Origin of the sequence: Bacillus haynesii, assembly GCF_001969855.1 — a bacterium.
Taxonomy (GTDB): domain Bacteria; phylum Bacillota; class Bacilli; order Bacillales; family Bacillaceae; genus Bacillus; species Bacillus haynesii.
The window spans coordinates 1-26,230 of the sequence record NZ_MRBL01000023.1; the positions used below are offsets into that span (position 1 = coordinate 1).

At 45.6% G+C, this 26,230-nt stretch carries 11 protein-coding genes and 1 other annotated feature; of the genes, 3 read left to right on the top strand and 8 right to left on the bottom strand.

The annotated features are described in order from the left end of the window. From BTA31_RS18225 to BTA31_RS18260, 7 genes are all read right to left on the bottom strand, one after another. On the bottom strand, positions 1-14,969 hold a 14,969-nt coding region (locus BTA31_RS18225; RefSeq protein WP_076793436.1), incomplete at its 3' end, for a non-ribosomal peptide synthetase. Positions 14,970-15,330: 361 nt separating this feature from the next. Next, entirely contained in the window at positions 15,331-16,035 is a 705-nt protein-coding gene (locus tag BTA31_RS18230; RefSeq protein WP_052340734.1) for a thioesterase II family protein, read from the bottom strand. Positions 16,036-16,081: 46 nt separating this feature from the next. After that, entirely contained in the window at positions 16,082-17,347 is a 1,266-nt protein-coding gene (locus BTA31_RS18235) for an MFS transporter (RefSeq protein WP_076793437.1), read from the bottom strand. 455 nt (positions 17,348-17,802) lie between these two features. Next, entirely contained in the window at positions 17,803-18,312 is a 510-nt protein-coding gene (locus BTA31_RS18240) for a DUF3189 family protein (protein ID WP_043927916.1), read from the bottom strand. A 53-nt stretch (positions 18,313-18,365) separates the two neighbouring features. Continuing rightward, a complete protein-coding gene (locus BTA31_RS18245) occupies positions 18,366-19,088 on the bottom strand; it encodes a poly-gamma-glutamate hydrolase family protein (protein WP_083698344.1) in 723 nt (240 codons plus the stop codon). Between the two features lie 432 nt (positions 19,089-19,520). Further along, positions 19,521-20,303, bottom strand: coding sequence for an SDR family NAD(P)-dependent oxidoreductase (locus tag BTA31_RS18255; protein WP_076793438.1), 783 nt, complete (start codon positions 20,301-20,303; stop codon positions 19,521-19,523). 9 nt (positions 20,304-20,312) lie between these two features. Continuing rightward, the gene (locus tag BTA31_RS18260) at positions 20,313-21,266 is read right to left on the bottom strand and encodes an MBL fold metallo-hydrolase (RefSeq protein ID WP_076793497.1); all 954 of its coding nucleotides are present in this window, start codon (positions 21,264-21,266) and stop codon (positions 20,313-20,315) included. Positions 21,267-21,411: 145 nt separating this feature from the next. Further along, positions 21,412-21,613, top strand: a binding site (T-box leader). A 43-nt stretch (positions 21,614-21,656) separates the two neighbouring features. Between BTA31_RS18260 and proC the strand changes: the two genes are divergently transcribed. Then, positions 21,657-22,478 (top strand): pyrroline-5-carboxylate reductase, encoded by an 822-nt coding sequence (proC, locus tag BTA31_RS18265; protein ID WP_076793439.1) that lies wholly within the window; start codon positions 21,657-21,659, stop codon positions 22,476-22,478. Between the two features lie 58 nt (positions 22,479-22,536). On the opposite strand, the gene BTA31_RS18270 is transcribed toward proC, so the two are convergent. Then, the gene (locus BTA31_RS18270; protein WP_076793440.1) at positions 22,537-24,141 is read right to left on the bottom strand and encodes a M20/M25/M40 family metallo-hydrolase; all 1,605 of its coding nucleotides are present in this window, start codon (positions 24,139-24,141) and stop codon (positions 22,537-22,539) included. Positions 24,142-24,327: 186 nt separating this feature from the next. Between BTA31_RS18270 and namA the strand changes: the two genes are divergently transcribed. Further along, positions 24,328-25,347, top strand: coding sequence for an NADPH dehydrogenase NamA (namA, locus tag BTA31_RS18275; protein ID WP_043927791.1), 1,020 nt, complete (start codon positions 24,328-24,330; stop codon positions 25,345-25,347). 118 nt (positions 25,348-25,465) lie between these two features. Next, entirely contained in the window at positions 25,466-26,227 is a 762-nt protein-coding gene (locus BTA31_RS18280; protein WP_076793441.1) for an alpha/beta fold hydrolase, read from the top strand. Positions 26,228-26,230 lie beyond the last annotated feature (3 nt).

Here is a 26,230-nt window from a genome sequence, read left to right on the forward strand (position 1 = left end):
TCTCCGGGAACACCGACCGGCAGGAGCTTGCCGGCTTCGTCCATGATCAGTGCCGTCGTATTCGCGAGCGGGCTGCCGATCGGGATTGTATCGGCTTTTTCATCTATTTCATTGATGAAATAATACGTTGCATACACTGTGCTTTCCGTTGGACCGTAAACATGAATCAATTTATCCCGGCCGACATGATCCAGCACTTTTCTCACATGCGGAATCGAGGCTCTTTCCCCGCCGAAAAGGATTTTCCGCAGCTTGTCAAGACAGCCGATGTTGATGTCGGCGAGCGTATTGAACAGCGCCGTCGTAATGAACATCACGCTGACTTGTTCTTTTTCAATTACATCGGCCAGCTCATGTGTATTCAAGACCGTCTCTTTTTCGATCAGGACGAGTGACGCTCCGTTTAAGAGAGCTCCGAAGATATCGAACACCGATCCGTCAAACGAATAGTTGGACAGCTGAAGGATGGCGTCATCTTCTGTGATGTTGATATAATTGGTATTTCTGACGACCCTTACCGCGCTGTAATGCGGGATGACCACTCCTTTTGGCGTCCCGGTTGAGCCGGACGTATAGACGATGTACGCCGTATCGCTTGAACGATTCACACGCGGAAGATTCTCTCCGCTTAATAAGTGCAACTCGTCCGAGCGCAAATCAACGGTCTCAATATCAAAAGCTTGAAGAAGTGTACCTTTTGTTAGCAACAATGCTGCACCGCTATTTTTCAACATATAATCGATTCTGTCCTTAGGCGTTTCAGGATCAATCGGCAAATACGCACTCCCCGCTTTTAAAATCCCCATGATGCCGATAATCATCTCGAAGGAGCGGTCCGCGATGATCGCCGCAACCGAGCCTCTGCCGATGCCTTTTTCCCTGAGAAGTCTCGCGGTTTGGTTTGCTTTTTCGTTCAGCTCTCTGTAGGTCATGCGCTGAGCACCGAACACAAGCGCCGTATGGTCAGGCCTCTTCATGGCCTGTTCTTCAAAAAGCTCATGAAGTGTCTTGTCTTTCGGGTATTTTGTTTTTGTATCGTTGAATGTCTGCAAAATCCTCATTTTTTCTTCTTCTGACACAAGGTTGATGTCTCGCAATGTTTTGCTTTCATCTTCTGTCACTTGTTCTGCGACGGTGATGATATGCTTTTCTAGTGTTTCGATGATCGTGTCGTCATACACATTTTCATTAAATGTCATTTTAAGCGCCAGCTGTTCATTTTCTAAAACGCCGGTCAGATTAAAATCATAGTTGGTCCGTTCTTCTCCATGAACACCTTCCAGTTCAAAACCGGTTTCCCCGGATTGGCTTCTGAACAGCTCTTCATCAAATGCATAATTTTGAAAGGCCATGACATGGGTGATCAGCTCTCTTTTCAATTCACTCAGTTCCTGAATTTCCGATAAATTCATATAGCTGTATCGATTGCTTTCGATAAACTCGGCTTGTGTTTTCTTTAACACCTCTTTAAAGCTTCTCGCGCCTCCAAAGCTGATCCGGGTCGGTATTGTATGAATAAACAAGCCGACCATCTCTTCGATGCCGTCAACAGGAGCCTCCCGTCCCGAGACGACGGTTCCGAATACGACTTCATCGGTATTGTTGTATTTGGCCAGAATCATGCCCCAAATTCCTTGAAGAACCGTATTGATGGTGACATGATGCTGCTTGGCGATCCGGGTGATTTTCGTTGTCAGTTCTTTTGAAAACGATATGACTTTTTCTTTGCCGCCATATTCTTCAGAGCCGCGATTGAACGCCGGGAGTTCCGCCCGCGTCTCATACCCTTTCAGATATTCCTTCCAGTATGCCGCAGCTTCTTCTTGATCCTGTTTTTCCAGCCATTTGATATAGTCTCCATATGGCTTCGCCTCTTTTAATCGGCGGGATTCGCCCTTCATTATTTTTCCATATATGCTGAACAGCTCGCTCAAAACAATGCCCAGACACCAGCCGTCCAGCAATATGTGGTGATGACTCCAAATCAGCCGATATTCATCATTCAATTTGATCAAACATACCCGCATGAGGGATTCGCCGCTCAAATCAAACCCTTTTTCTTGATCTTCTTTTAAATATGTTTCTATGAACCTATGCTGCCGGGTGCGATTTTCGCCTGAGAGATCGATTGATGTGAAAGGCGTTTTTCGGTCTCTGGTTATGATCTGTCTCGGTTCGGTTATGATTTCATATTCGAATGACGCCCTTAAGCTTTCATGCCTCTTAACGATCTCGTGAAAGCTTTCTTCTAATAGATCCGGATGAACACGTCCTTTTAATTCGATGACAATTTGCTGAAAATACGCGCCTGATGTCTGATCCATTGCGGCATGAAACAACATTCCCTTTTGCATGTTGGCCAGCGGGTAAATCTTTTCGATTTGAAAAGCGCCGTACTTATTTTTGATACGCTCCAGCTCGTCAAGGCTCAGCGAGGCATCGCCATAATCGGAAGGCGTCATGTCCGAGCCGTCTTTAGCGGCGCAATGACCGACGATCTTTTCCAGGTTTGCTTTGAATGATCGATTGAGTCGTTCGATTGCACTTGTTTGGTATTGTTCCTGGTTGTATGTTGTATAGATCGTCAATTCGCCGTTTAAAGCGATCGCATTCATGTCGATGGCACAGTGCCTGAAGATGTTTCCGCCGATGCTTTCTCCCGGTGAAAATGGCGACTGAGAAAATACTTGCCTATTCATGTCATTGTCCATTTCACCAAAATAGTTAAAAGAAAGCGGCACATGTGTTTTGATTTCACCGAGCTCTTCTGTCATGTATTTTAAAACGCCGTAGCCGATCCCTTTATTCGGTATTTTTCTCAACGTTTCTTTGACCATTTTGATATTTTGCGATATTTCTTTTTCCTCTCCCAAATCGAGCAAGACCGGATAAACCGTCGTAAACCAGCCGATCGTTCTCGTGATGTCAACACCGTCTAAGATGTCCTCCCTGCCGTGCCCTTCCATCATGACCTTCAATTTGTTTTCTCCGGTGATATCCCTGACTGCGGTGATTAATGCCGTCAGCAAAATATCGTTGATTTCCGTGTTGTAGGCTTTGTTTGCGTTTCGTAAAAGGTTCGCTGTCACGTCTGGGCCGATTCTGATGCTCAAAGTCGTGCTGTGTTCAAACGTGTCTCGTTCAAGCTTTTCAGCAGGAATGAATGGAACATCCGCTTCCAGGGCCTTTTGCCAATACTCTCTTTCCTTTAACAGCCTGCGGCTTTGGGCATATTTCTTCAATTGACAGGCGAACGCTTGGTATGAATCCGTTTTGTAGCCAATGTCGAGACGTTCACCTTTCAACGCCTGAAGGTACAATGTTTCAAAGTCCTCGAACAAAATTCTCCACGATACACCGTCAACGACAAGATGATGGATCGCAATGAGCAGGTGATCGCCCTCATCAGCCCGGAAGATGCCGAGATGAACGAGTTTTCCTTTTCTAATCGATAATTTTTTTTGAATACCTGTCGCCAGCTCAAACACCTTTTCCGCTTGACAGTCAAGGCCTCTTACATCATAAACATCCAGGTCGAACAAGTTTTCACGATAGCCTCTGTTGTATTGAATGATGTCTCCGTCTTTTTCTTCATAGATCATCCTTAACGCGTCATGCTGCTCCAGTATTTTATTGAAGGCTGTTCTGACGATGTTTTCGTCATAGCCGTCTTTTCTAATGAGCATAAATGACTGGTTGAAGTGGTCAAGCTCCTCTTTGTTGTTCGCAAAATATCTCTTTTGGATAGGAAGCAGTTCCGTTTCACCTGTAACGGGTTTGTTATGTTTGCGATGTCGCGTTTCTTCTGTGATCAATCGGCTGAGATCTTTTATTTTCGGATTGGCGAACAACGCCTTCATCTCCAGTTTCAGGTTCATCTTTGCCAGCCTGGATACGATCTGGAGCGCCTTGATCGAGTCTCCCCCTGCCGCAAAGAAATGGTGGCTGATCCCGATGTCCTCGGCACCGAGAATCTCTCTCCAGACTTGCACGAGTTTTCGTTCGATTTCATTTCGGGGCGGATCGTACCGAGTTCCTTCTATTAAATTTCCGTCCGCCTCAGGCAGTGCGCTTCTGTCAACTTTACCGCTTGAGGTGCGCGGGAGCCGGTCAAGCTTAACAAAATAGGACGGAATCATATAATCAGGTATTTCCTTTTCAAGAAATTGTCGTACATCAGCTGCAGGCAATTCCTGATCAGACGCGAAATAGGCGCATAAATAGCTGTTGCCGTTTTGATCCTTTCCCGCGATCACCGCCGCTTCTTTAATCTTCTCATGTGTCAAGAGCTGCTGTTCCACTTCGCCAAGCTCTATCCGATAGCCGCGGATTTTCACTTGATGATCGGCGCGTCCTAAAAACTCAATCTGTCCATCCGGAAGCCACATCGCCAAATCTCCGGTTTTGTACATTTTTTTGCCCGGTTCAAATGGATGATCGACAAACTTTTCCGCCGTAAGCTCAGGTCTGTTTACATACCCCCTGGCAACCCCTTCGCCTGCTATGCATAGTTCTCCGGCAATCCCAACCGGCAGAGGGCGGAGTTCTTTGTCCACAATATAGATGCTTGTATTGAGAAGCGGTCTGCCGATCGGAATGGACGGTGTTTGCGGCACTTTTCCCCATTCGATTTGATGTGAAGCAGCATCCACACAGCACTCTGTTGGGCCGTATACATTGGTGATATTGCATGACAGATTCGGGAATTTATGAAATAGGCTGTTGATGACATCAGGTGTTAATGCATCTCCGCCGACAATCAATTCCTTCAGATCGAATTCGAGTTCCGATTTGTCCAAATAAGCCAGCATGTTTAAATGAGCAGGCGTCATGTCCGATACATTGATGTTGTTTTGCGAATAGTACTCAATTAAACTCATGGCGTCCCAGGTTGTCTCGCGCGGGACGATACAAAGAGTATGCCCAAGGAGAAGCGCCGCGAATATTTGTTTGACAGAAGCGTCAAAGATATAAGGCGCGACCAGTGCTACATTTAAATGAGCATCGAGATGCTGATAAATTCTTTCATTTAATCCATGAACAAGATTGTTCACACTATGATGCTCGATCATGACGCCTTTCGGTTTTCCAGTGGATCCTGATGTATAGATGACATATGCCAAGTGCTGCGGCTTGATGTCATGCTTAAGGTTTTCCACGTGGTCATTTTGTCCGGTTTGATCTATCCGGATGATGTCTCCGGCATATGCTTCACCCGGATCCACATCGCCTGCCGCGCATAATACGCTGACATCGCTGTCTTTTAACATGTAGCTTATTCTTTCCTGGGGATACGCCGGATCGATTGGCAGATAGGCTCCGCCAGCTTTCAAAATACCCATCATACCGACGATCATTTCGATTGACCGTTCTGTGAGAATCCCTGTTACCGCGTCAGGGCCTACTCCTTTTTGACGCAAGGTGAAAGCCAGGCTGTTCGCTTTTTCATTCAGCTCCCTGTAAGAAATCGTTTCATCCCCGAAGACAACCGCCGGATGATCAGGCGTTTTTTCCGCCTGCTTTTCAAACAGCTCCGGTATCGTCATCTCTTTGCAGAACGCGCCGTCTGTTCGGTTAAAATCATACAGAACCCGATGTCGTTCGTCCTTTGTCAGGACATCTATCTGATTGATGGCAACGTCTGGATGATCCGCCGCTTGTTCCAACAGGCTGATCAGGTGTTCAGATAGTCTTTCCATTCTTTCCTTGTTGAACAGCCTCGTCGAATACTCAACTTCCAATCTTAATCGGTCTGCCGCTTCACTCGCAGTCACTGTGATGTCGAACTTGGAAATGCCGCGCTTGATCTCCGCCAGCCTGCTTCTCAGCCCTTCTGCTGCAAACGGCTTCACGTCTGTGTTATGGTATACGAGCATCGTATCAAAGAGCGGGTTTCGGGCCATGTCCCGTTTGATGTTTACTTTTTCGACAAGCTCTTCAAACGGATAATCTTGGTTTTCATAAGCCTGAAGCGTGTTTTCTTTTACCTCTTGCAAATAATGTCTGAAAGTCTTTTTCCGTTCCGGATGGTTTCTGATCGCCAAGGTATTAACAAACATGCCGATGAGATGTTGAATATCCTCATGATTTCTCCCTGCAGCCGGTGTCCCGACGATGATATCTTCCTGACCTGTATATTTGGAAAGCAGTGCTGTATAACCGGCCAACAGAAGCATGTACATCGTAACACCGTTTTCTTTCGCCATATGCTGAAGCTTGCGGAATGTTTCACTTTCGATTGCTGCAGTGACGGTGTCACCTTCAGAGCTTTTCGTCAGCGGCCTTTTATGATCTGTCGGGAGATCAAGGATCGGGATATCGCCTTTATACGTCTTCAGCCAGTATTCTTCCTGTCTTTTCAGCTCATCGCGGCGAGCATGGCTTTTTTCCCATTCTGCGTAATCTTTATATTGAATATGGAATGGCTCCAGTGATTTCCCTTCATACAGCGCTCCCAGCTCTTGAACGAAGATGTCGGTGGACACGCCATCGGAAATGATATGGTGCATATCGAACATCAGCAAGTGCTCACGTTCATTCACTTTTACGGCTTCCGCCCTTAAAAGCGGTGCTTTTTCCAAATGAAACGGCCTGATGAAGCTTTGGATTTTTTCTTCGGCGCTGTCTTTGCCGATGTCACTGTATGCCATTTGAAAATCGATCTCTTTTTCAATCTTTTGCATCACCTCACCGTCGATCATGACAAATGAAGTTCGAAATGATTCATGTCTTTGGATCATGCACTTCAATGCATTCTCAAAACGGCGGACATCAAAATCGCCTTCGATCGTCATGGCAAAAGGCATGTTATATGCAACATGACTGCCGGCTTGACAAAGGATATAGAGCCTTTTTTGCGCTGAAGACAACTGGTAATATGGTTTTTCTTCCGTTTTTCCTATCGATGTAAAAGCACTTTCCTTCGCCGCACCGATATATTCCCTCAGCCCTTTAATCGTCGGGGTTTCGAATATTTGCCTTAAAGGCAGCTTGACATTCAGTTCTTTATGAATGGTTGATACCAAAGCGGCGGCTTTAAGCGAATGCCCGCCGGCTTCAAAGAAATTGCTGTTGATCCCGATTTTATCGATTCCTAAAGCCTCTTCCCATATGGAAACAAGTTTTTCTTCCATCTGATCCCGCGGCGCTTCATAGCGGCGATTGATTGCGGCGCTCCGTGCGGGAGCCGGTAGATTTTTCTTATCCACTTTTCCATTCACGGTAAGCGGCAGCCGGTCAAGCTGGACAAAGTGCTGAGGGATCATATAATCCGGAAGGCTTTTCTTTAAAAACGCTCTGATCTTCTCCGGTTCGACTTCCTTTTTAGCCGTTACATATGCACAAAGATACGGGTCATGATCTCCGTCTTCTCTTGCGATGACCGCCGCTTCTTCAATCTTTTCATATTTAAGCAGCCGGTTCTCGATCTCGCCGAGTTCAATCCGATAGCCGCGAATCTTAACCTGCTGGTCAACCCGTCCCAAAAACTGAATGTTTCCATTTGGCAGCATTTTGGCGAGATCACCTGTGCGGTACATTCTTTCCCCAGGTACAAACGGATTTTCGATGAATTTCTCCCGAGTCAATTCCGGTCTGTTTACATACCCGCGGGCCAGCCCTTCCCCAGCGATGCAGAGCTCGCCGCTGGCTCCGAGCGGACAAAGCTGAAGGTCTTTGTTCAATATATACACTTTGACGTTATCGATCGGTTTTCCGATCGGAATATTTTGATACGATTTGTCTATTGGAAAGCTTGTAGCAACGACTGTATTCTCCGTCGGTCCGTAATTGTTTACGATTTGATAGCTTTTTTCTTTAAAGACGTTTAATTTATCTCCACCCGTTAACAGCGTTCTTAACGAATGATTCTCAAACGCTGTAAATTGTTCGCAGACTGGTGTTGGCAAAAAGCTGATCGTAATATGATGGTCATGAAAATACCGGTTCAGCTTTTCAACATCCAGCCTTGTCTCCTGATTGAGGACATGAACGGTGGCTCCCGCTGTTATATAAGGGAACAGCTCCCAGACAAAAGCGTCGAAGCTGATGCTCGCATAAATCGAGCTGTTGTCGTTTTGTCCGACTTCAAAACAGGATTGATGCCAGCGGCACAAGTTGATCACTGATTGATGTTCGATCATCACGCCTTTTGGCTTTCCTGTTGAACCCGACGTATAGATGACATATGCAAGGTCGCCGCTTTGATTGACATTGTCAATGTCTGACCGATCCTGCCCGGCAATCCTCTCATCATCCATATGAATCAACTCGATCGATTCTGCCGTAAGCCCCTTGGCAAGCGGAACATCAGAGATGATAACTTTGACTTGACTGTCAAAAGCCATGTATCTCATCCGCTCCAGAGGATACTCGGGATCAATCGGCAAATAGGCGCCGCCTGCTTTCAGCACACCGAGAATCGCTGTGATCATATCGGACGAACGCTCCATCATGATCCCGACGAGCGTATCCGGCTTGACACCTGTTTCTCTCAAAAGCCTTGCCACTTGATTTGCTTTTTCATTCAACTGTCGGTACGTCAGTTTTTGATCTTCAAAAACAACCGCAGTGTGATCTGGTATTCGCTTTGCCTGCTCCTCAAACAGCTGGTGGATTGCTTTTCCTTTTGGATATGCTGTCTTTGTATGGTTAAAGGACTCTAAAAGTGTCCGTTTTTCTTGACGGGATATCATGTCGATTTGATGTAAAGCAACATCAAGTTTTTCTGAAACTTCCTCTAAAATCCTGAAATAATCTTCCGCTATCTTTTGAATCGTCTCTTCCTTGAAAAGGCTTGTCGAATATTCAATGTTCAATACGATCTTTTGTTCAAAATCCAACACATTAAAGATCATGTCAAATTTTGCATTGTCCAGTTCAAAGATGATCGGACTCAGCTTGACATCGCCTTTCTGTTTGGTAAACATCCTGGCATCTTCCAGAACAAACATCGTGTCGAACAAAGGATTGCGGTTAGACTCCCGTACACCATTGAGTTTGCGGATCAAATCATCAAACGGATACTCGGAATTGTCAAAGGCCGCTATCGTACGCTCTTTCGTCTGCTGCAAAAATTCTTTAAAGCTGTTGGAAGTATCAACCTCGTTCCGCAAAGCGAGTGTATTAACAAACACGCCGAATACATCTTGCAGATCAGGATGCAGCCTTCCCGCAGCGGCGGTTCCGACAACGATATCTGTTTGATTTGTATATTTATTTAAAAGCACATAATATGCGCTCAGCATCACCGTATACAGGGTTGTTCCGGTATGTTTCGCCAGCTTCCTTATATGATCTGACAGCTCCTGCTCCATTTCCAAAAACACGCTGCTTCCTTCAAACGTGTCGATATGATGACGTTTATAGTCATAAGGAAAGTCCAGCTTTGACGGTATATCGCGATAAACGTCAAGCCAATAGGCTTCCTGCTTTTTCATCGCGGCTGATTGATTAAATGTATGATTCCATTCCACATAATCTTTATATTGCACACTTACTTCCGGCAATGGCACATTACTGTAAAGTTCCAATATTTCATTCATCAAGATGCCTTGAGAAACCCCGTCACTGACAATGTGGTGGAAATTCATGACCAGTATATGCCTAATATCGTCGATTTTGATCAGCTTGGCCCTCATAAGAGGCGGCCGGCTTAGATCAAAAGGCTTGATGGATTCTTTACAGTACCTGCTTGTGATCTCCATTAAAGCATGCTGATCTGTAATCGAAGCGTTTAAGCACTCGTATTCCAGGCGGAATTCGACATTCTCATAAATTTTTTGGGTGAGTTCATTGTTTTGGATTTCAAACCCGGTTCGCAAAATTTCATGTCTTTGTAAAAATGTCTTCAATGCGTTTTCCAGCTGTATGGCGTTTATCCGGCCTTCGACAAGAAGGGCCATCGGAATATGGTAAGCTCCCCTTTCATTTTCCAGCATCGACAGCATATACATTCTTTGTTGGGCAGGGGATGTCGGATAATACTCTTGATCGCGAGCCTTTTGAATCGGATGTTCCATATCGCTTTCTTCTCTGTTTTTCAAATAGTGGTCCAAAGCGATGATTGTATCGTTTTTAAAGATTTCGCTGATCGGCATCTCAACATTCATTCGTTTGTTGATTTCCGTGATGATGGATATCGCTTTGAGTGAATCTCCGCCGATTTCATAATAGCTGACATCGAGATTGATGCTGTCTAGGCCAAATATATCTTTCCAAATCTCCAGAAGCATGGCTTGTGTTTCATTCTCCGGCAGCATCGATCCGCCTCGTTGACCTTCATCTGCGATTTGCTGTTCAGCCAAGTCATGGAGCGTGCGCCTATCGACTTTTCCGTTTACAGTTAACGGGATTTCGTCAATTTGCACGAATTTCGCAGGAATCATATAGTCAGGCAGCGTTTTTTGCAAAAATTCCTTTACATCTAATTGGCTGATCGCGTTGTCTGCTACAACAAAAGCATATAAGTTTTTGATTCCGTCCGGATTTGTATAATCAATAACCGATGCCTTCGTGATCTCATGAAGGCTTAAGAGAGTATTTTCAATTTCCCCCATTTCCACTCTGTAGCCTCTGATCTTCACCTGGCTGTCTTTTCTTCCGAGAAATTCTACATAACCGTCCTCTTTCAAGACGCCATAGTCACCCGTTTTATAGATGTAGCCTAATTCCTGATGCTGGATAAATGAATGATCCGTTTTTTCTTGATCATGAATATACCCGCTTGCTACCCCCGCTCCGCCTATGTACAGCTCTCCTTCGACACCGACGGGACATAATTGTTTATTCTGGTTCAATACATATATTTTTTGATTGGCCAGCGGTTTTCCATAAGGGATGCTTTTCCAGTCTTCCTCTACTTTTTGAATCGGATAGTAGATCGACCAGATGGATCCTTCTGTTGCGCCGCCCAAACTAATCACTTCTGCGTTTTTAAACGTCTTCTTTATGGTTGCAGGCAACTGAAGCGGTATCCAGTCTCCGCTTAGCAGGATGAGTCTGAGATGATGGTTGAGCTCGTTGTCCAGGTATAAATCAGCCGTCATTCCCATAATCGCCGGAACAGAATTCCAAATTGTAATCCGTTCTTTTTCGACTGTCTCTTTCAGGCTGAATACATCCCTTTGGTCATCAATGATGACAAGTGATGCCCCGCTGCTTAAAGCGCCAAACACGTCATACACAGATAAATCAAAGCACAATGAGGAAATGCCCATTATGTTATCTTGTTCTGTGACGTTGAACTTTTCATTGATATCGAGAATGGTATTCGCTGCGGCTCCATGCGTAATCTGAACACCTTTTGGCTTGCCTGTGCTTCCTGACGTAAAGATGACATATGCCATGTCATCCAAATCGACTTTTCGGTCAACCGGCGCTTTTGAGAAGCGCTCGATATGTTCTTTGTCATATACGTCATGGCTGATGAAGAATTTGCAGTTGCTTTTTGATTGGATATACGCTTTTCTTTCTTCCGGATAATCCGGATCGAGAGGGATATAAGCTGCTCCAGTCTTCAATACAGCCAATAAATTGACAATCGTTCCCAGACTTCTTTTGCCGATGACACCGATATAGTCGCCCCTTCCAACCCCTTTTCCGATGAGAAATCTTGCGACCTGGTTGGATTTTTCGTCAAGCTCCTGATAGGTCATCACCTCATCATGATGTTTGAGTGCAATTCTGTCAGGTCCATGTTTAACCTGGCCGGTAAACAATTCATGCAAGGGCTCGGTATCGAAAGATTGATCTGTGTCATTATATGCGCTGATCACCTGGCGGCTTTTTTCATTCATTTGGATGGTTGAAACGTCCTCGCCGGTTACGACTTGCTGGATGACAGCGATATACTGGTCAAACATCGATTCAATTACTTCATGTTCAAAAATTTGCTCCACATAGTCCCATGTAATATAAAGGCCGCCGTTTATTTCATAAACTTGGTTGTCAATGTACACTTGTGACGTTCTCGTGCTAAAGAAATGAATGTTGTCAAAATCGACAAGACTGTCAAATGAGTCGTCGGGATTTTCGCTCAGCACGCTTGTGAATACGATCGGCATGACCGCTTTTTTATTCATGCCATTCTTTTTGGCGATGTTTCTGATTACATCAACCCCGTCATAATGTCTGTGTTCCAGTGCTTCCAAAAGCGTGTCCTGAACATTTAAAGCAAATCTCCAGAAAGAGCTCATTTTTTCTTCCGCATGGATGTCCAGCAGCATTAAAGAGGTAAAATCTCCGATCATGTTCTTGACATCCGGATGAAACGGGATTCTGTTAAATACGGTTAAATTGATAGCAAAATGATTTTGCCGGCTCCAATAAGCTAATATATAGGCATATGCAGCACAAAGGACGGAGGTTGGCGTGAGATTATGATGCCGGGCTTTCTTTTTTAATTCATTCCATGTATGCCCATCCAAAAACGTTGAAAACTTCTTGAACGAAGGTTTCGCTACATGGGCTGGATCAGATTTAAGAGGCAGCTCAGGCGCACTTGGAAAATGATCCAGTTTATCCAGCCAATATTTTTGGTCTTTTTGATATCTGCTTGTTTGCTTAAAATCGATCGAGGCCAAAACATAATCTCTGAAGCTGTATTCTAGTGAAGGCAGTTTGAGGCCGGGGTTTTCATATAGTTGTTTAAACTCTCTGATTAATCGTTTCATACTGCTGTCATCGCAAATGAGCGGGTCCACATTGAGGAAAAAATATTTTTTCTCTCCAGGCAACATAAACGTTTTGAGTTCAAACAAAGGCCATACACTTGGATCAATGATCTTTGATGTCATCTTCTCCCGCTGTTCTAAAATTCTGGCGTTGATTTCTTTTTCTGTGAAACCTCTTAAATCCTGAGTTTCGATCGTATAACGTTGTGTTGCTTCGAGAATTTTTTGTGTTCCGTTTTCAAATACGATCGTGCGGAGAATCGGATGCCTGTCAATCAGTTTTTGCAGCGTCAGCTGAAATCGATTCAAATCGACATCAGCTTCAAATTCGACAGTTAAATTCGTAGCGACTCCGCCGATTTCGAACGTCTCATCCCTTCCAACCAAATAAGCCAGCTGAATGCCTGTAAGCGGAAATGTTTCATGGATATTTTCCGGATCGGCAGCCCTTGTCACGAGGCCGTCTCCCTTGTCTTCTTGTTGATTAGCTTCGATAAAAGTACTCAATTCCTTTATGGTTGCAAGCTTAAATAGCTGATGCAGCGGAATTTCAACATTCATTTTTTCCTTTATTTTTGCGATGAGCTCCATCGCATGCAATGAATGGCCACCCATTTGTGCAAAATGATCATGAATGCCCGCTTTTTCAACGTGCAAAACCTCCTGCCAAACAGCTGCCAGCTTTTCTTCCGTTTCATTTTGCGGCGCTTCATACTCACTTTCCGCCCCCATCCTTCTATCCGGTTCAGGCAGGGCTTTTCTGTCCACTTTCCCGTTTTTGGTGAGCGGCAGCTTGTCCAATTTGACAAAATATGCGGGGATCATGTATTCCGGAAGCTTTTCTTCCAAAAATCCTCTTAGTTCTTCAACAGGAATTTCACGTTTGACCGTCATATAGGCGCATATGTACGGGCGATTTTCACCATCTTCCCTGACGGTGACGATCGTCTCGTTGATATCTTCGTGTTTTTCCAGCTGGCTTTCAATTTCGCCTAGCTCGATCCTGAAGCCGCGGATTTTCACCTGGTGGTCGATTCGGCCGATGAATTCGATGTTGCCGTCTGGCAGCCATTTCGCCAAATCGCCCGTCTTATACAGCCTTTCTCCCGCCACAAACGGATGCGGGATGAATTTTTCAGCGGTCAGTTCCTCGCGGTTTAAATATCCTTTGCTTAAGCCGTCGCCTGCGATGCACAGCTCTCCGGGAACCCCGATCGGAAGGAGCTTGCCGGCTTCGTCCATGATCAGGACCGACGTATTCGCCAGCGGGCTACCGATCGGAATCGTTTCCGCTTCATCGTCTATCTCGTTGATGAAGTAATATGTCGCATACACCGTGCTTTCCGTCGGGCCGTAAACATGAATCAATTTATCCCGGCCGACATGATCCAGCACTTTTCTCACATGCGGAATCGAGGCTCTTTCCCCGCCGAAAAGGATTTTTCGCAAATTCGACAGACAGTCGACATGAATATCGGCAATCATGTTGAACAGTGCCGTCGTAATGAACATCACGCTGACCTTCTCCCTATTGATAGCGCTTCCAAGTCTATTGATGTTCAATAACGCTTCCTTCTCAATCATGACCAGCGACGCTCCGTTTAATAAAGCGCCGAAGATGTCGAATACCGATCCGTCAAACGAATAATTGGACAGCTGGAGGATCACGTCGTCTTCTGTGATATCGATATAATTGGTATTTTGAACGACCCTTATGACACTGTAGTGCGGGGTGACAACACCTTTTGGCGTTCCCGTAGAACCTGAGGTGTAGATGATATAGGCGGTATCGCCCGAATCATTGACTGGGTTGAGCCGTTCTTTACTGAATCCGTCTGATGCCCCTTTGTCCAGATGTATCATGTCAGCCTCACAATCGATTCCGTCTGCCGCTTTTCCTTGCGTAAGCAGCACCGCGGCTTTCGTGTCGCTGAGCATGAAGGCCATTCTGTCTTTGGGCGTTTCAGGGTCGATCGGCAGATACGCACCTCCCGCTTTTAAAATCCCGATGATGCCGATGATCATTTCGAAGGAGCGGTCCGCGATGATCGCGGCAATCGAGCCTCTGCCGATACCTTTTTCCCTGAGAAGTCTCGCGGTTTGATTTGCTTTTTCATTCAGCTCTCTGTAGGTCATGCGCTGAGCACCGAACATAAGAGCCGTATGGTCAGGCGTCTTCATGGCCTGTTCTTCAAAAAGCTCATGAAGCGTCTTGTTTTTTGGATAATCGGTTTTTGTGTTGTTAAAATGTAGGATCAGTTCTTTTTCATTCTCTGTCATTTTGTGAAATACCCCCATTTTTTAATGAATGTTTAGCAACCATATAAAAATTCTCCTTTTTGATAAAATATTCACCATAATATTGGTCTGTAGTTGCTCTTTTACCGATTTTTTATTGAACCTCCGTCTTGTGAAAACAGATTATCAAAAATAATCATTATTTTCCATGGGAATATTGTTTAATAATGGTTAATTTTTTATGAATTGGATATTTTATATTTTACATTTTCGAAACATGTATTTATGAGGCAAGATCAACACCAACCGGATCAAAAGACCTAAAAAAACACCGCTACGATTATAATAAAAATAATTTTTGAAGCGGAAGAAGAAGGAAAAATAGATTAGACCCGGGCATGAATCTCGCCGAAATCGTATGTTAAAACATCCGGCTGGCCGCCAGTGAATGATTGATGATGTCGGTGATCTTTTCAACGTGATGGTGCAAAAAGAAATGGTTCCCGTCAAAGTAATAGGCTGTAAAGTGTCCTGAAGTATGATGTTTCCAATCGGATACATCTTCCTTGCTCATGGAGTCTTCTTTTCCGTTAAGAACGGTGATGTCGCAATCTATTTTGCTGTTTCTTTCTTGATAGATATAGTTTTCTACCATTTTAAAATCGCTTTTGAGAACGGGGATAAACAATTCAAATAGTTCTTCATGATTGATGAGCTCCTCAGGTGTTCCCCCGAGCTCGACAACTTTTTTCTTAAAAATAGGATTGGGCAAGGTATGCAGTTTTTCTTTCTTCCTGATCCTGTTTGGCGCTTTATAGCCCGAGAAAAAAATGTGAACCGGTTTTTCAGCTCCCGCCTCGCTCATTTGATAGTAAAGTTCATATGCTAAAAGGCTTCCCATACTGTGCCCGAAAAGAGCGTAGTCGTCACCTTTTCGTTCAGCTTGAACCTGCTCAAAAATGTCTTGAACTGCTTCTTCAAGGCTTTCGTAACAAGGCTCGTTGAAGCGCCGTCCCCTTCCCTTCAGCTGAATCGGGCAAATCTCAATGTCGGGCTGCATATGGCCTTTCCAGGAATAAAATGCGGATTCAGATCCGCCGGCATAAGGTAGGCAAAATAATTTCATTTCTATCATTCCCTTTCGTTATAGATATTTTTTGGTGAATAAGCCGTTAATCGACAGATACGTCAGCCGTTCGGTTCAGCGCTAAAAACTTCGGAAGGATGATCATGTAGAAAACGCTAACAGCAATCAGGCTTCCGCCGACGAGCCAATATAGGCTTTCAAGCGCGATCCATGCCGGGTAAAGCCACGCAATGAACAGAAGGGTCAGCGACTGTGAGAGCATCATAAGCGGATGAATCCACCCCTGCACCCTTCCCATCATTTTTGGATTGACGATGCTTGGTATCCATCCACCGATGGCAACGTTGATGCTTGGAAGCGAAACTGCGATAAAGCAGGAGCAGACCATATACAGCCAAATACTTTTAACCAGGGAGCCGGAAATCGTGGCACACCCGCAAACAATCAGCGCCAGGATCAAAAGTTGATAAAGCTTCAATTTTTGAGATAGCAAGGATGCAGCGATGCTTCCCGCCAAAAACCCCGCACCGAAAACGATGCCGAGTACAATCGACATCTCTTCATAGTTTCCAGGTGCAAGCTTGTATTTTAATATAAACACCTGCATGACCGAGAGCCCCCCATTGACAACTCCGAAAAGGACGAATCCGGACACGAGGGCAAGCAGCAATTTATGATTGAGAATATAAGTGAAACCGAGTGTAAAATCCTTCCATATACCGGAGATATTCAGCTGTCTAATGGAATGTTTTCCATTTGGCATACGGACGGCATCGGAGATCCGGCAGGCTTGAATCAAAAGCCCGCTCAGTGCGAAGCTGGCTGCATCAACCATAACGGCTCCTTCAACTCCAAGCGTCCAATAACAAAATACGCCAAGCCCGTTTCCGAACAGCATAAATAAACTGGCTACCATTTGATTCAATCCGACGGCCAGCGAATATTCGTTTTCAGATAATATTCCTTGAATGAGAGAAGTTTGGGCAGGGGTGAAAAAACTTTTAACGGCATTTCTTAAAAAAAGAACGGCAAATGTAAACGGCATCCATTCAAGATAGAGAGACAGCAGTAATACAATGGATAGTCCCGTACAGATCCAGTCGCAGTTTTTGGCGATTTTCTGCCGGTCAAACTTATCCGCGAAAACACCGACAAGAAAAAATACAGCCAATGTAGGCAATGACAGCATCAGCTCGGTCATTGTGGCATATGCAGGCTGATTGGAAAAACGGTCTAGAAGGTAAAACAAGAGTGCAGTGAGTCCGATGATCCCTCCCATTTGTGAGGTAAAGGATGCGAAAAACAGCAGCGCATAATTTTTATTTTGAAAAATAGAAAACATTTTTTTCATAGGCGCCTCCTAATTTGTATTGAGACAGACAGCTCTATTTGTTATTCTAAAAAAATAACATTGTTCTAATTTGCCGTCTCCAATCACTTTAATTTTCATTTTTAAAGCTACACTTCTATCATTTAAAGTGTCGCAGATTGAATTTCCCAATATAAAATCGCTGCTTCTCATAACGATTGCAGCCGTCTTTTTAGCCCCCATTTCTTCTTTCAGATAGTATTCTCTAGCAAAGCGGAAGGGAAACCTAAGTTCTCCCCTTCAAATTTACAAAGAAGTAAATTTATGAAAAGTAATTCTAAGGTTATAGATTCGTCCTATTTCAACAATATCCTCTATCTTATATTCAATTTTTTAGAAAATGTCCTTTTTAAAAAGTAATTGCTATATAGAGAAAATAAAAAACGCTTCCGATATGGAAGCCGAAAGGCTCAGCATACTGGAAGCTGATTAGATGTTCATTTTTTTATGAAATTGTTATCCAGCACTTCGATCACCGAAGAAGTCGTTTTTGAACGGTCTTTTGTTTGCTGCACCAGCTTGATGATGTCTTGGTATGCCTGCTGCGCTCCAAGCACCAGCAGAGGAACCCCGATCGGATCGATTTTCAGCCTTCTTGAAAATAAACCGCCGAATGTCATCGCTAATGGCACGGTCGGAGACGTGTTTGAAAAAATGACTTTCTCCTGCAGTTTCCCGTTTTTTTCAAACAGCTCGAGAACGCCCAGCATGGCTGGAATAACCGCTTTTGATGACCCTCTGCCGATCGTGTACACCTGGTTGCCTTCTTCATCAAGGCCGTGAAAGATTAATTTTCCCATTTCCTTCGGACTTAATTGATTAAAACAGTCAGTGCTTAAAATTTCGTTTCTCGTCGGTTTTCTGCTGAATGGGAGCTTTTTCAGATGATAGGCAGCGGCAAGTGCAGATGAATGAGTGCCGCCGTAACAGTTGTATATATAGATCAACATGCTCACCCTCTTCATATCTTTAGTTTTAATGTGACCCAAATATACAATGCTTATTTATACCGCGTATCCAGAACTTCTTTAACAGCTGAGACATAGGCTTGGAACGTCTCATTTTTAGAACTTGCCCGCGTCCACAGGCCGAACTCCGAAAAAAAAGCCTCTCGTTGAGGCGTGCTGATTTCCAATTGAATACTTTGACCTGTTTGGCATTGATTATTAATATTTTCGGGATTTCCCCCTGCAAGCCGGTGGCTTGGGCTGACCAGCTCCGCTGAAAAACCGTTGTTCAGCAGCGCTCTGACAATCGCTTTCGCCCCTCCGGTATCCGTTCCCCCCACAAGCGTATGTTCAGCGATGTCATGATATCCATGAAAAGCCAGCACATAGCTGTGCTCTTTGACCGCTTTGACGGCCTGCGGTTCATCAAAATGATTGCTTGTGATGTGAAGATCCCAGTTTTGCGAGGGTTTGATTCCTTCAAATAAGTAAGTGGAATAATCGGCGCTGAAGGCGCGGACAAGTTCACTGACACCTCCTTCGATTCCTCCGCCGTGCGGCGAAAAAATCAACAGTTCGGTGCCCATGTCTGTATATTCAATTTGATAATCTTCTCCTTCTGTTTCATGTTCGGCAAGCTCGGCAAAATTGGCGTATTTGTCTGCGGATGAAGCGACGCTTTTCAGCGAAAATTGAAAGATGACCGTTAAGCAAATCCCCGTAACTAACCAGATGATGTAACGATTCTTCATCAATGGGTTCCATTCTTCCTGCACCGTTAAGAAACTCCTTTTACCGTGTATTTTGTTCCGAGTATCACGTGATATCATATTTCGGCCGGGATGAGGAGAATTTTAATAAATGGTAAAATATTACTCCCCTTCGTCACCCAGTTGCCATTTTATATAAGAAGAACAGCATAACGAAAGCGACCTTTACCTTATTTTTCATTAGCAGCCGGCACGTGTTCCCGGAAGCACGGAATCTTTCGGCATGCAGTATTTTTGTATCGATTGCCTCAGACAGGACAGGTGCCTTCAGATCAAGCAAAGCCTATAGAAGGAAGCACAGGTTCGGTGCCGCGGTTTGAAGAGGGACAAAGTCTCCCTGTTTTTATATGATATTTTGAGCCTCTCTGCCGGGGAATCCGCTTAAAAAATGCAAATAAAAAAGGAACGGACGATTCCGTTCCTTTTTTCGAGAGACGATCATTTTTTATAGAAAGCGCTTCGGCCTGTTCGTTCAACCAGGGCAGGGAAGAGCTGGTAGAGTTTGCTGACGCCGTTCATCCAGCCAGGAAGGTTGATTTCGCGCTTGTTCGTCATCATTGCCGAGACGATTTTCTTAGCAACCTGATCCGGATCAAGCATCCATCTCTCGACGCTTTTGACATAATCCCCTTTTTTATCTGCCGTCTTGAAAAAGTCGGTTTGGATCGGTCCAGGATTGACCGTTGTCACGTTGACCCCTGTTTCGGCAAGCTCCATTCTCAAGCTGTTTGAATATCCGAGCACCGCATGCTTAGTTGCGGCATAAAGGCTTGACTTGGGCGTCGCTAGTTTGCCCGCTTGTGAGGCGATGTTGATAATATGGCCTTTGTCTTGTCTGATCATATGCGGGAGTGCCATTTTCGTGCAGGCGATCAGACCGAATACGTTGACCTCAAACATCGCTTTCATATCTTCAAGGGAAGCGTCAAGGGCGCTTTCGAAAATACCGAATCCCGCATTATTGACAAGAATATCAACCGGACCTGCCTCTTGAAACGCCGCTTCAATTTCATCCGTCCGGCTGACGTCCAATACGATGATGCGGCACTTTGCACCGGTTTCATCCGCGATGTTTTGTTGCAAAGCATCGAGGCGGTCTCTTCTGCGCGCAGCCAGAATGATCTCCGCTCCTTCCCCGGCAGCATGATATGCGATCCGTTCGCCAAGCCCTCCTGAAGCCCCAGTAATCATCACTTTTTGCGCTTTCAACTTTTGCTCCATGTTCGTCACCTACTTTGCGTAATAGTAATCGATTCCATTGGCTGTTTCTGCTCCGATCCTCCCCTGGGATTCCAGATCGTCAAGCTGCCCGATCGTTTCTGACATCGTTAAGAACAGCTCTTTTTCATAGACTGCAGGGAACAGTTTTTGACATATCTGATAAGGTGAATGCGTTTTTTCAGAAAGAATGCGGTACACCTCTTCGGCTCTGTTTCGCTGCTTTTCCAGCCTTTTGGCGACAAGCTTATTCACAGTTGTGATTTCCTCCCCGTGGCCGGGATAAATGATGTTGAGCGGAAGCTCTTGCAGTCTGCCGAGCGATTCCAGATAATCCAGCAGCGGAGTCGGGCGTTTTCCTCCTTTTTGCGGCACTTCAAGAAGCGGATTTGAAGATGACGGCTTTAACAGCAAGTCTCCCCCGAGCATGCTTCCAAGTTCCTCATGGTAAAGGACAATATGTGAAGTGGCGTGTCCGGGCGTCTCAAGAACCCGCCACCCTTCAAGCCCGTCAATTTGCGCGCCTTCTGAAACTGTCTCTGTCAATGTCCGATTACATGAAAACCGGTACGACGCTTTTACTGTAAGGCCTGGCGGCTTCATATCGCCGGGAACGCCGAATCGTTGAAACAGGTATGTAAAAAAGGACTTTTGTTTTTCAATAAAATCGGGATTTTGGCTGATATACGGTTCATTGAACGGATGGCCGATGATTTTTACCCCTGCGGGAAATTCGTCCAGCAATCCGGCGTGATCAGCGTGATGATGGGTCAGGACGACCTGGTCGATATCGTTTAATGACAGTCCCTGGTCGGCCAGCTCTTTCTTCAAAACGGCTGCCGCCTCCTTTGTATTGGGCCCGGCATCCACCAGAGTGAGCGCCTCGCCTCTGACCAAATAAATGTTGACGTCCCCGACCGCAAATGGAGTCGGCAGTGAAATAGGAATGATTCTTGCATCTTTCATCGTTTTATTCTCCTCATCCTGCGAATTGATGTTGATCATATTTTACCTTTTTCTCCCGCGCATGTCATTTTTGCTTCAAATGCCTGTTGACATTTCATCATTCCTCATAGCATAATGAACAACAAATATATGAAGGTGAATGAACGAAGACGCAATGAAGAGGAATAGTAAACGAGCAATGGCTAAAGAGAGTGAAATCCACGGCTGAAAGATTTCACAGCCCGCTTGCCTGTTGAACCTGCCCTCTGAGCGCTTAGGCAAACCTAAACGTATCCCGCGTTACGGGGCAAGAGCTGAGCATGTATATGCTAATGAAGGTGGTACCGCGAAACCTTTTCGTCCTTTGTGAAGACGGAAAGGTTTTTTTGTTTTTTAGAAGGAGGAATCAAAATGAAACGAATGGGATTTATCGGAGCCGGTTCGATGGCTGAAGCGATGATTAAGGGGCTTGTCAAAAGCGGTGCAATGGAACCTGAGGCGATATTCGTTACAAATCATTCGAATAAGGCCAGGCTTCGTGAATTAAGCGAGACATACGGGGTATGCGGAGAAGCCGATACGGCAAAAGTCGCCGCCCGGTCGGATACACTCGTTTTGGCGATGAAGCCAAAGGACGCGGCTGACGGAATGGCCGCACTCCGCCCCTATTTGCGGAAAGAACAGCTGCTGATTTCCGTCCTTGCAGGCATTCCGATTCATACGATCCAGCACTATGCCGGGCTTGAGCTGCCTGTTGTGAGGGCTATGCCGAATACATCGGCCGCCATTCAAAAATCAGCTACAGCCTTTGCGGCAAACCCGCTCGTGACGAAAGAGCAGATGCAGGAAGCGGCTGACCTTTTTGCGACGGTCGGAAGCGTTACAATCGTTGAGGAATCTGCCCTTGATGCGGTGACAGCCGTAGCCGGAAGCGGCCCCGCTTTTGTTTATCGGTTTGTCGAAGCTCTGCAGGTGTCGGCTGCCGAATTGGGGCTTCCAGAAGAAACGGCGAAACAGCTGATTATCGATATGATGTCAGGGGCGACTCAAATGCTTGAAACCGGCAGAGATCCTTCTGTCATGAGAAAAGAGATCACAAGCGCCGGAGGGACAACGGAAGCAGGCCTTCGGGTGCTTGACGACCATCAATTTGAACAGACCGTCATATCCTGTGTCAAAGAAGCGGCGATTCGTTCCGCGGAACTCAGGGATATGTTTGCGGCCAAAATTTAAAAAACCGGGAAACAGCGTTTCGCTTGTTCCCGGTTTTTCTCCAAGCGGTCCCGTATACTTAGAGAAGCTTGTGTATCGCCAACCGGAGGATATCGGGCAGCTTTCCGAATGAAAACGGCACATGGAGACGTTCCGTCCATTTATGAGGGTCTTTGCCGGCCGGCCCGATATTGATGACCGGCACAAACAGTGCGTTTTCGCGTCCTTTTGGCAGTGAATAGCCGTGATGAAACAGCGGCATATTGGATGTGAACGCATCGACAGACTGTTTTTGCAACTGAAGGTAGCTTAAATCGGACAGGCCGGGAAAATATTGGACTTCTGTAAATTCAAGTCCGTGTCTGTCAGCCGCATACTGCTTCACTTCTCTCATCACCTTTCGGATCAGAGGATCGTCCTTTGAGGAGACAGCCGGATAAAACGGCGGACTGTAAAACAGAACGATCATCGGAGCATCTTCTTTGCAGAGTGAAGCCAATTCAGAGACGATTTTCGTTGAAAAGTCGCGGTCTCCAAGCTCCCCTCTGTTGGCAAATGCAAAGTTGAGTATGCGTTCCGCCTCGGGCTTCCCGGCCTTTTCCTGCGCTTTGTTCCACAGCTCCTCAAACGTCAGCACGGAAATGGTCGGGTTCATTGGCGTGAATGCTTCAAAACGCTGATATTCAGCCGTTTTACGCTCAATATTTGTTTGGATATTAGCGGCCGCTTCCTTGGCTGTATCGAGCAGCATGCGATGGAGCTCGGCGGCGGAACGCTGCATCATCAGTACATTAAAGAGCGACACTGCTGTGTGAGGGGTCTGAACCGAGTATGCCTCTTTCAAATCTTTTTGCATCAGATTGGCCGGGGGAGGCGTCACCTCTCCGTCCGCTTCTTCACAATAGTCGACGTTTAATTCGAGCAGCCTGTTGATTTCAGACACCATTAAATTTGCATTCACCCCTGCAAACGGCTCGCCGACATGCGTCTCAACCCCTTTGCAGAAAAATCCGGCAAGCGCTTTGCCGATGCTTCCTGAATAGACGTACTGCTTCGGATCTCCCGGATGTTTTTCAAACATCGGCTCACAATTTAAGCACGATGTATAGTGAAGGCCAAATTCTTTTTCTAGAGCTTTCAGTGCGGGTACTGCTTCAAGCATCCCCTGTGAATTGACTTCTTCGTCCGGAACCGTAATTAATAGAAGGTTTCCGTCAAATTCTCCGTTCATCGCCCGTTCCAGCATCGAAAATTGAACAGCGAGACCCGCTTTCATGTCCATGCTTCCCCTTCCAAACAGCCACTCGCCGCTTTCCAAGTCTCTTCTGACCCGTTCGGACAAAAGTTCTTTTTTATCATTTAATAAATCTATGAGTTCCGGGACTTTACATGCCATATGTTTGAATTCTCCGTAGTCTGCCGTATCGACCACGTCAAAATGACTCAAGAGGAGGACCGTATTTGATTTCTCTTCCTTTTTGACGAGGGCGGTTAGAAAATAACGGCCGTCCTCCATCGGGTGAAGCTTTAAGTATTCAGGATTTTTTTGAAAGTACGAACGGTCCTTTAAGACATCATGCATATACTTCGCAAGCGCCACTTCTCCGGCCGTGCCTGAGATGCTTTCGTATTGAACAAGAGAAATGAGCAGCCGTTTCAGTTGTTCCACTGTCTGCCACTTCACAAAGCAAGCCCCCTCTTTCACTGTTTTTTCGCAGGTGTATGCGATATCGTATTTAGTAAAAAATAGAATGTGAACAACTTTATTGTACTGAACATTCTTATATATGGAAATGACTTGAGCAGTTTATATGACGAGAATGGACAGAATTGGTATAATCGAGTCGAAAACTTACGGGAGGCGAAAAATTTGAGTAATCGAAAACTGTTCACACCATGGAGTTTAAAAGGAGTTACACTAAAAAACCGGATTGTCATGTCGCCGATGTGCATGTATTCCTCCCATGAAAAGGATGGAAAAGTACAGCCGTTCCACATGACCCACTACATCTCCCGCGCCGTCGGACAAGTCGGACTGATCATGGTAGAAGCTACCGCCGTCACCCCGCAGGGAAGAATCTCAGATCAGGATCTGGGCATATGGGATGACGCGCATATTGACGGACTTGCCGCATTAACGTCACAAATCAAGCCGTATGGCAGCAAAACGGCGATTCAATTAGCGCACGCCGGAAGAAAAGCCGAGGTCGAAGGTACAATCTACGGGCCTTCAGCGATTCCTTTCGACGAAAATTCGCGAACACCTGTTGAAATGACAAAAGAAGACATAAAAGAAACCGTTCAGGCTTTCAAAAAAGGAGCTGAACGCGCGAAAGCCGCCGGCTTTGACATCATAGAGATTCATGGAGCCCACGGATATTTGATCAACGAATTTTTATCACCACTTTCCAACAAACGCGAGGATGAATACGGAGGATCACCGGAAAACCGCTACAGACTGCTTCGCGAAGTCATCGACGCTGTAAAAGAAGTCTGGGACGGGCCATTATTCGTACGCGTTTCAGCTTCAGACTACAAAACAAAAGGCCTTGATGTCGCCGATTATATCGGATTCGCCAAATGGATGAAAGAACAGGGCGTTGATTTGATCGATGTCAGCTCCGGCGCTGTCGTGCCTGCCGATATCAACGTCTTCCCAGGCTACCAAGTCGGCTTCGCCGATACAATTCGCGCTCAAGCCGAGATTCAGACAGGTGCAGTCGGGTTGATCACAAGTGGCCTTCAAGCTGAGGAAATCCTCCAAAATGGACGCGCTGATCTCATTTTCGTTGCCCGAGAGCTGCTGAGAGATCCATACTGGCCGAAAACCGCTGCCAAACAGTTGAACACAAAAATTGAAGGACCTGTTCAGTACGACAGGGCCTGGTAAGTTGCTGATATCCCGCCTCAAGGCGGGATATTTCTTTTTTTCAACTCGTGAGAAACGAACATCCTTGTTTGTGCGTCTTTCCTAATAGAACACCATATACAGAGAGAGGATGACCTCTATGACCATAACGGAAAGAATATATACAGTTGAAGGGTGCATGTTTTATACAAAGCAGAGAAAAGGAAAAAAGAACGCAACCATTATTTTTGAAGCGGGCTACGGTGCTTCTTCAACGACTTGGCAGCCCATTTTATCCGATATAGACGAAGATCTCGGCTTGTTTGCATACGACCGTGCAGATCTTGGCAACAGCGGGCCGAGCAGCAGCAAAAGAACAGCGGATCAGATGGTGGAGGAACTAAAAGCGCTGCTTGCAGCAGCAGGCGTCAAACCGCCTTACCTGTTTGTCGCCCATTCGTTCGGCGCCGTCATTGCAAGGCTGTTTGCAAGCCGGTACAGCGATGAAGTCATCGGCATGGTGCTGCTTGATCCCGCTTGTGAAGATCAGGAGGAAAAAGTGCTGCCTCTTCTTCCGGAAACATTAAAAGAAGACTACAGCAAACAGTTTGCGATCGAAGGGTCCCATGAGGACTTTAAACAAAGCCTTGACATATTGAAGCAGGAAAAGAAACACCTCGGTTCGGTTCCTTTACTCGTCCTCTCGGCGGGAAAAAGGACGGAGGCGGCGAAACAAGCTCATCACGAGTGGCTGAAGCTTCACAGCAGACTGCTGTCTCTTTCGCATCAAAGCGGCTGGATTCAGGCGAAAAACAGCTCGCATTTGATCCATCATGATGAGCCGCACATCGTCCAGCTTGCGATCTATGATGTGTGGTATGCCGCACAGCAGCAAACATACACCTATCAAGCCGCCAATTAAACA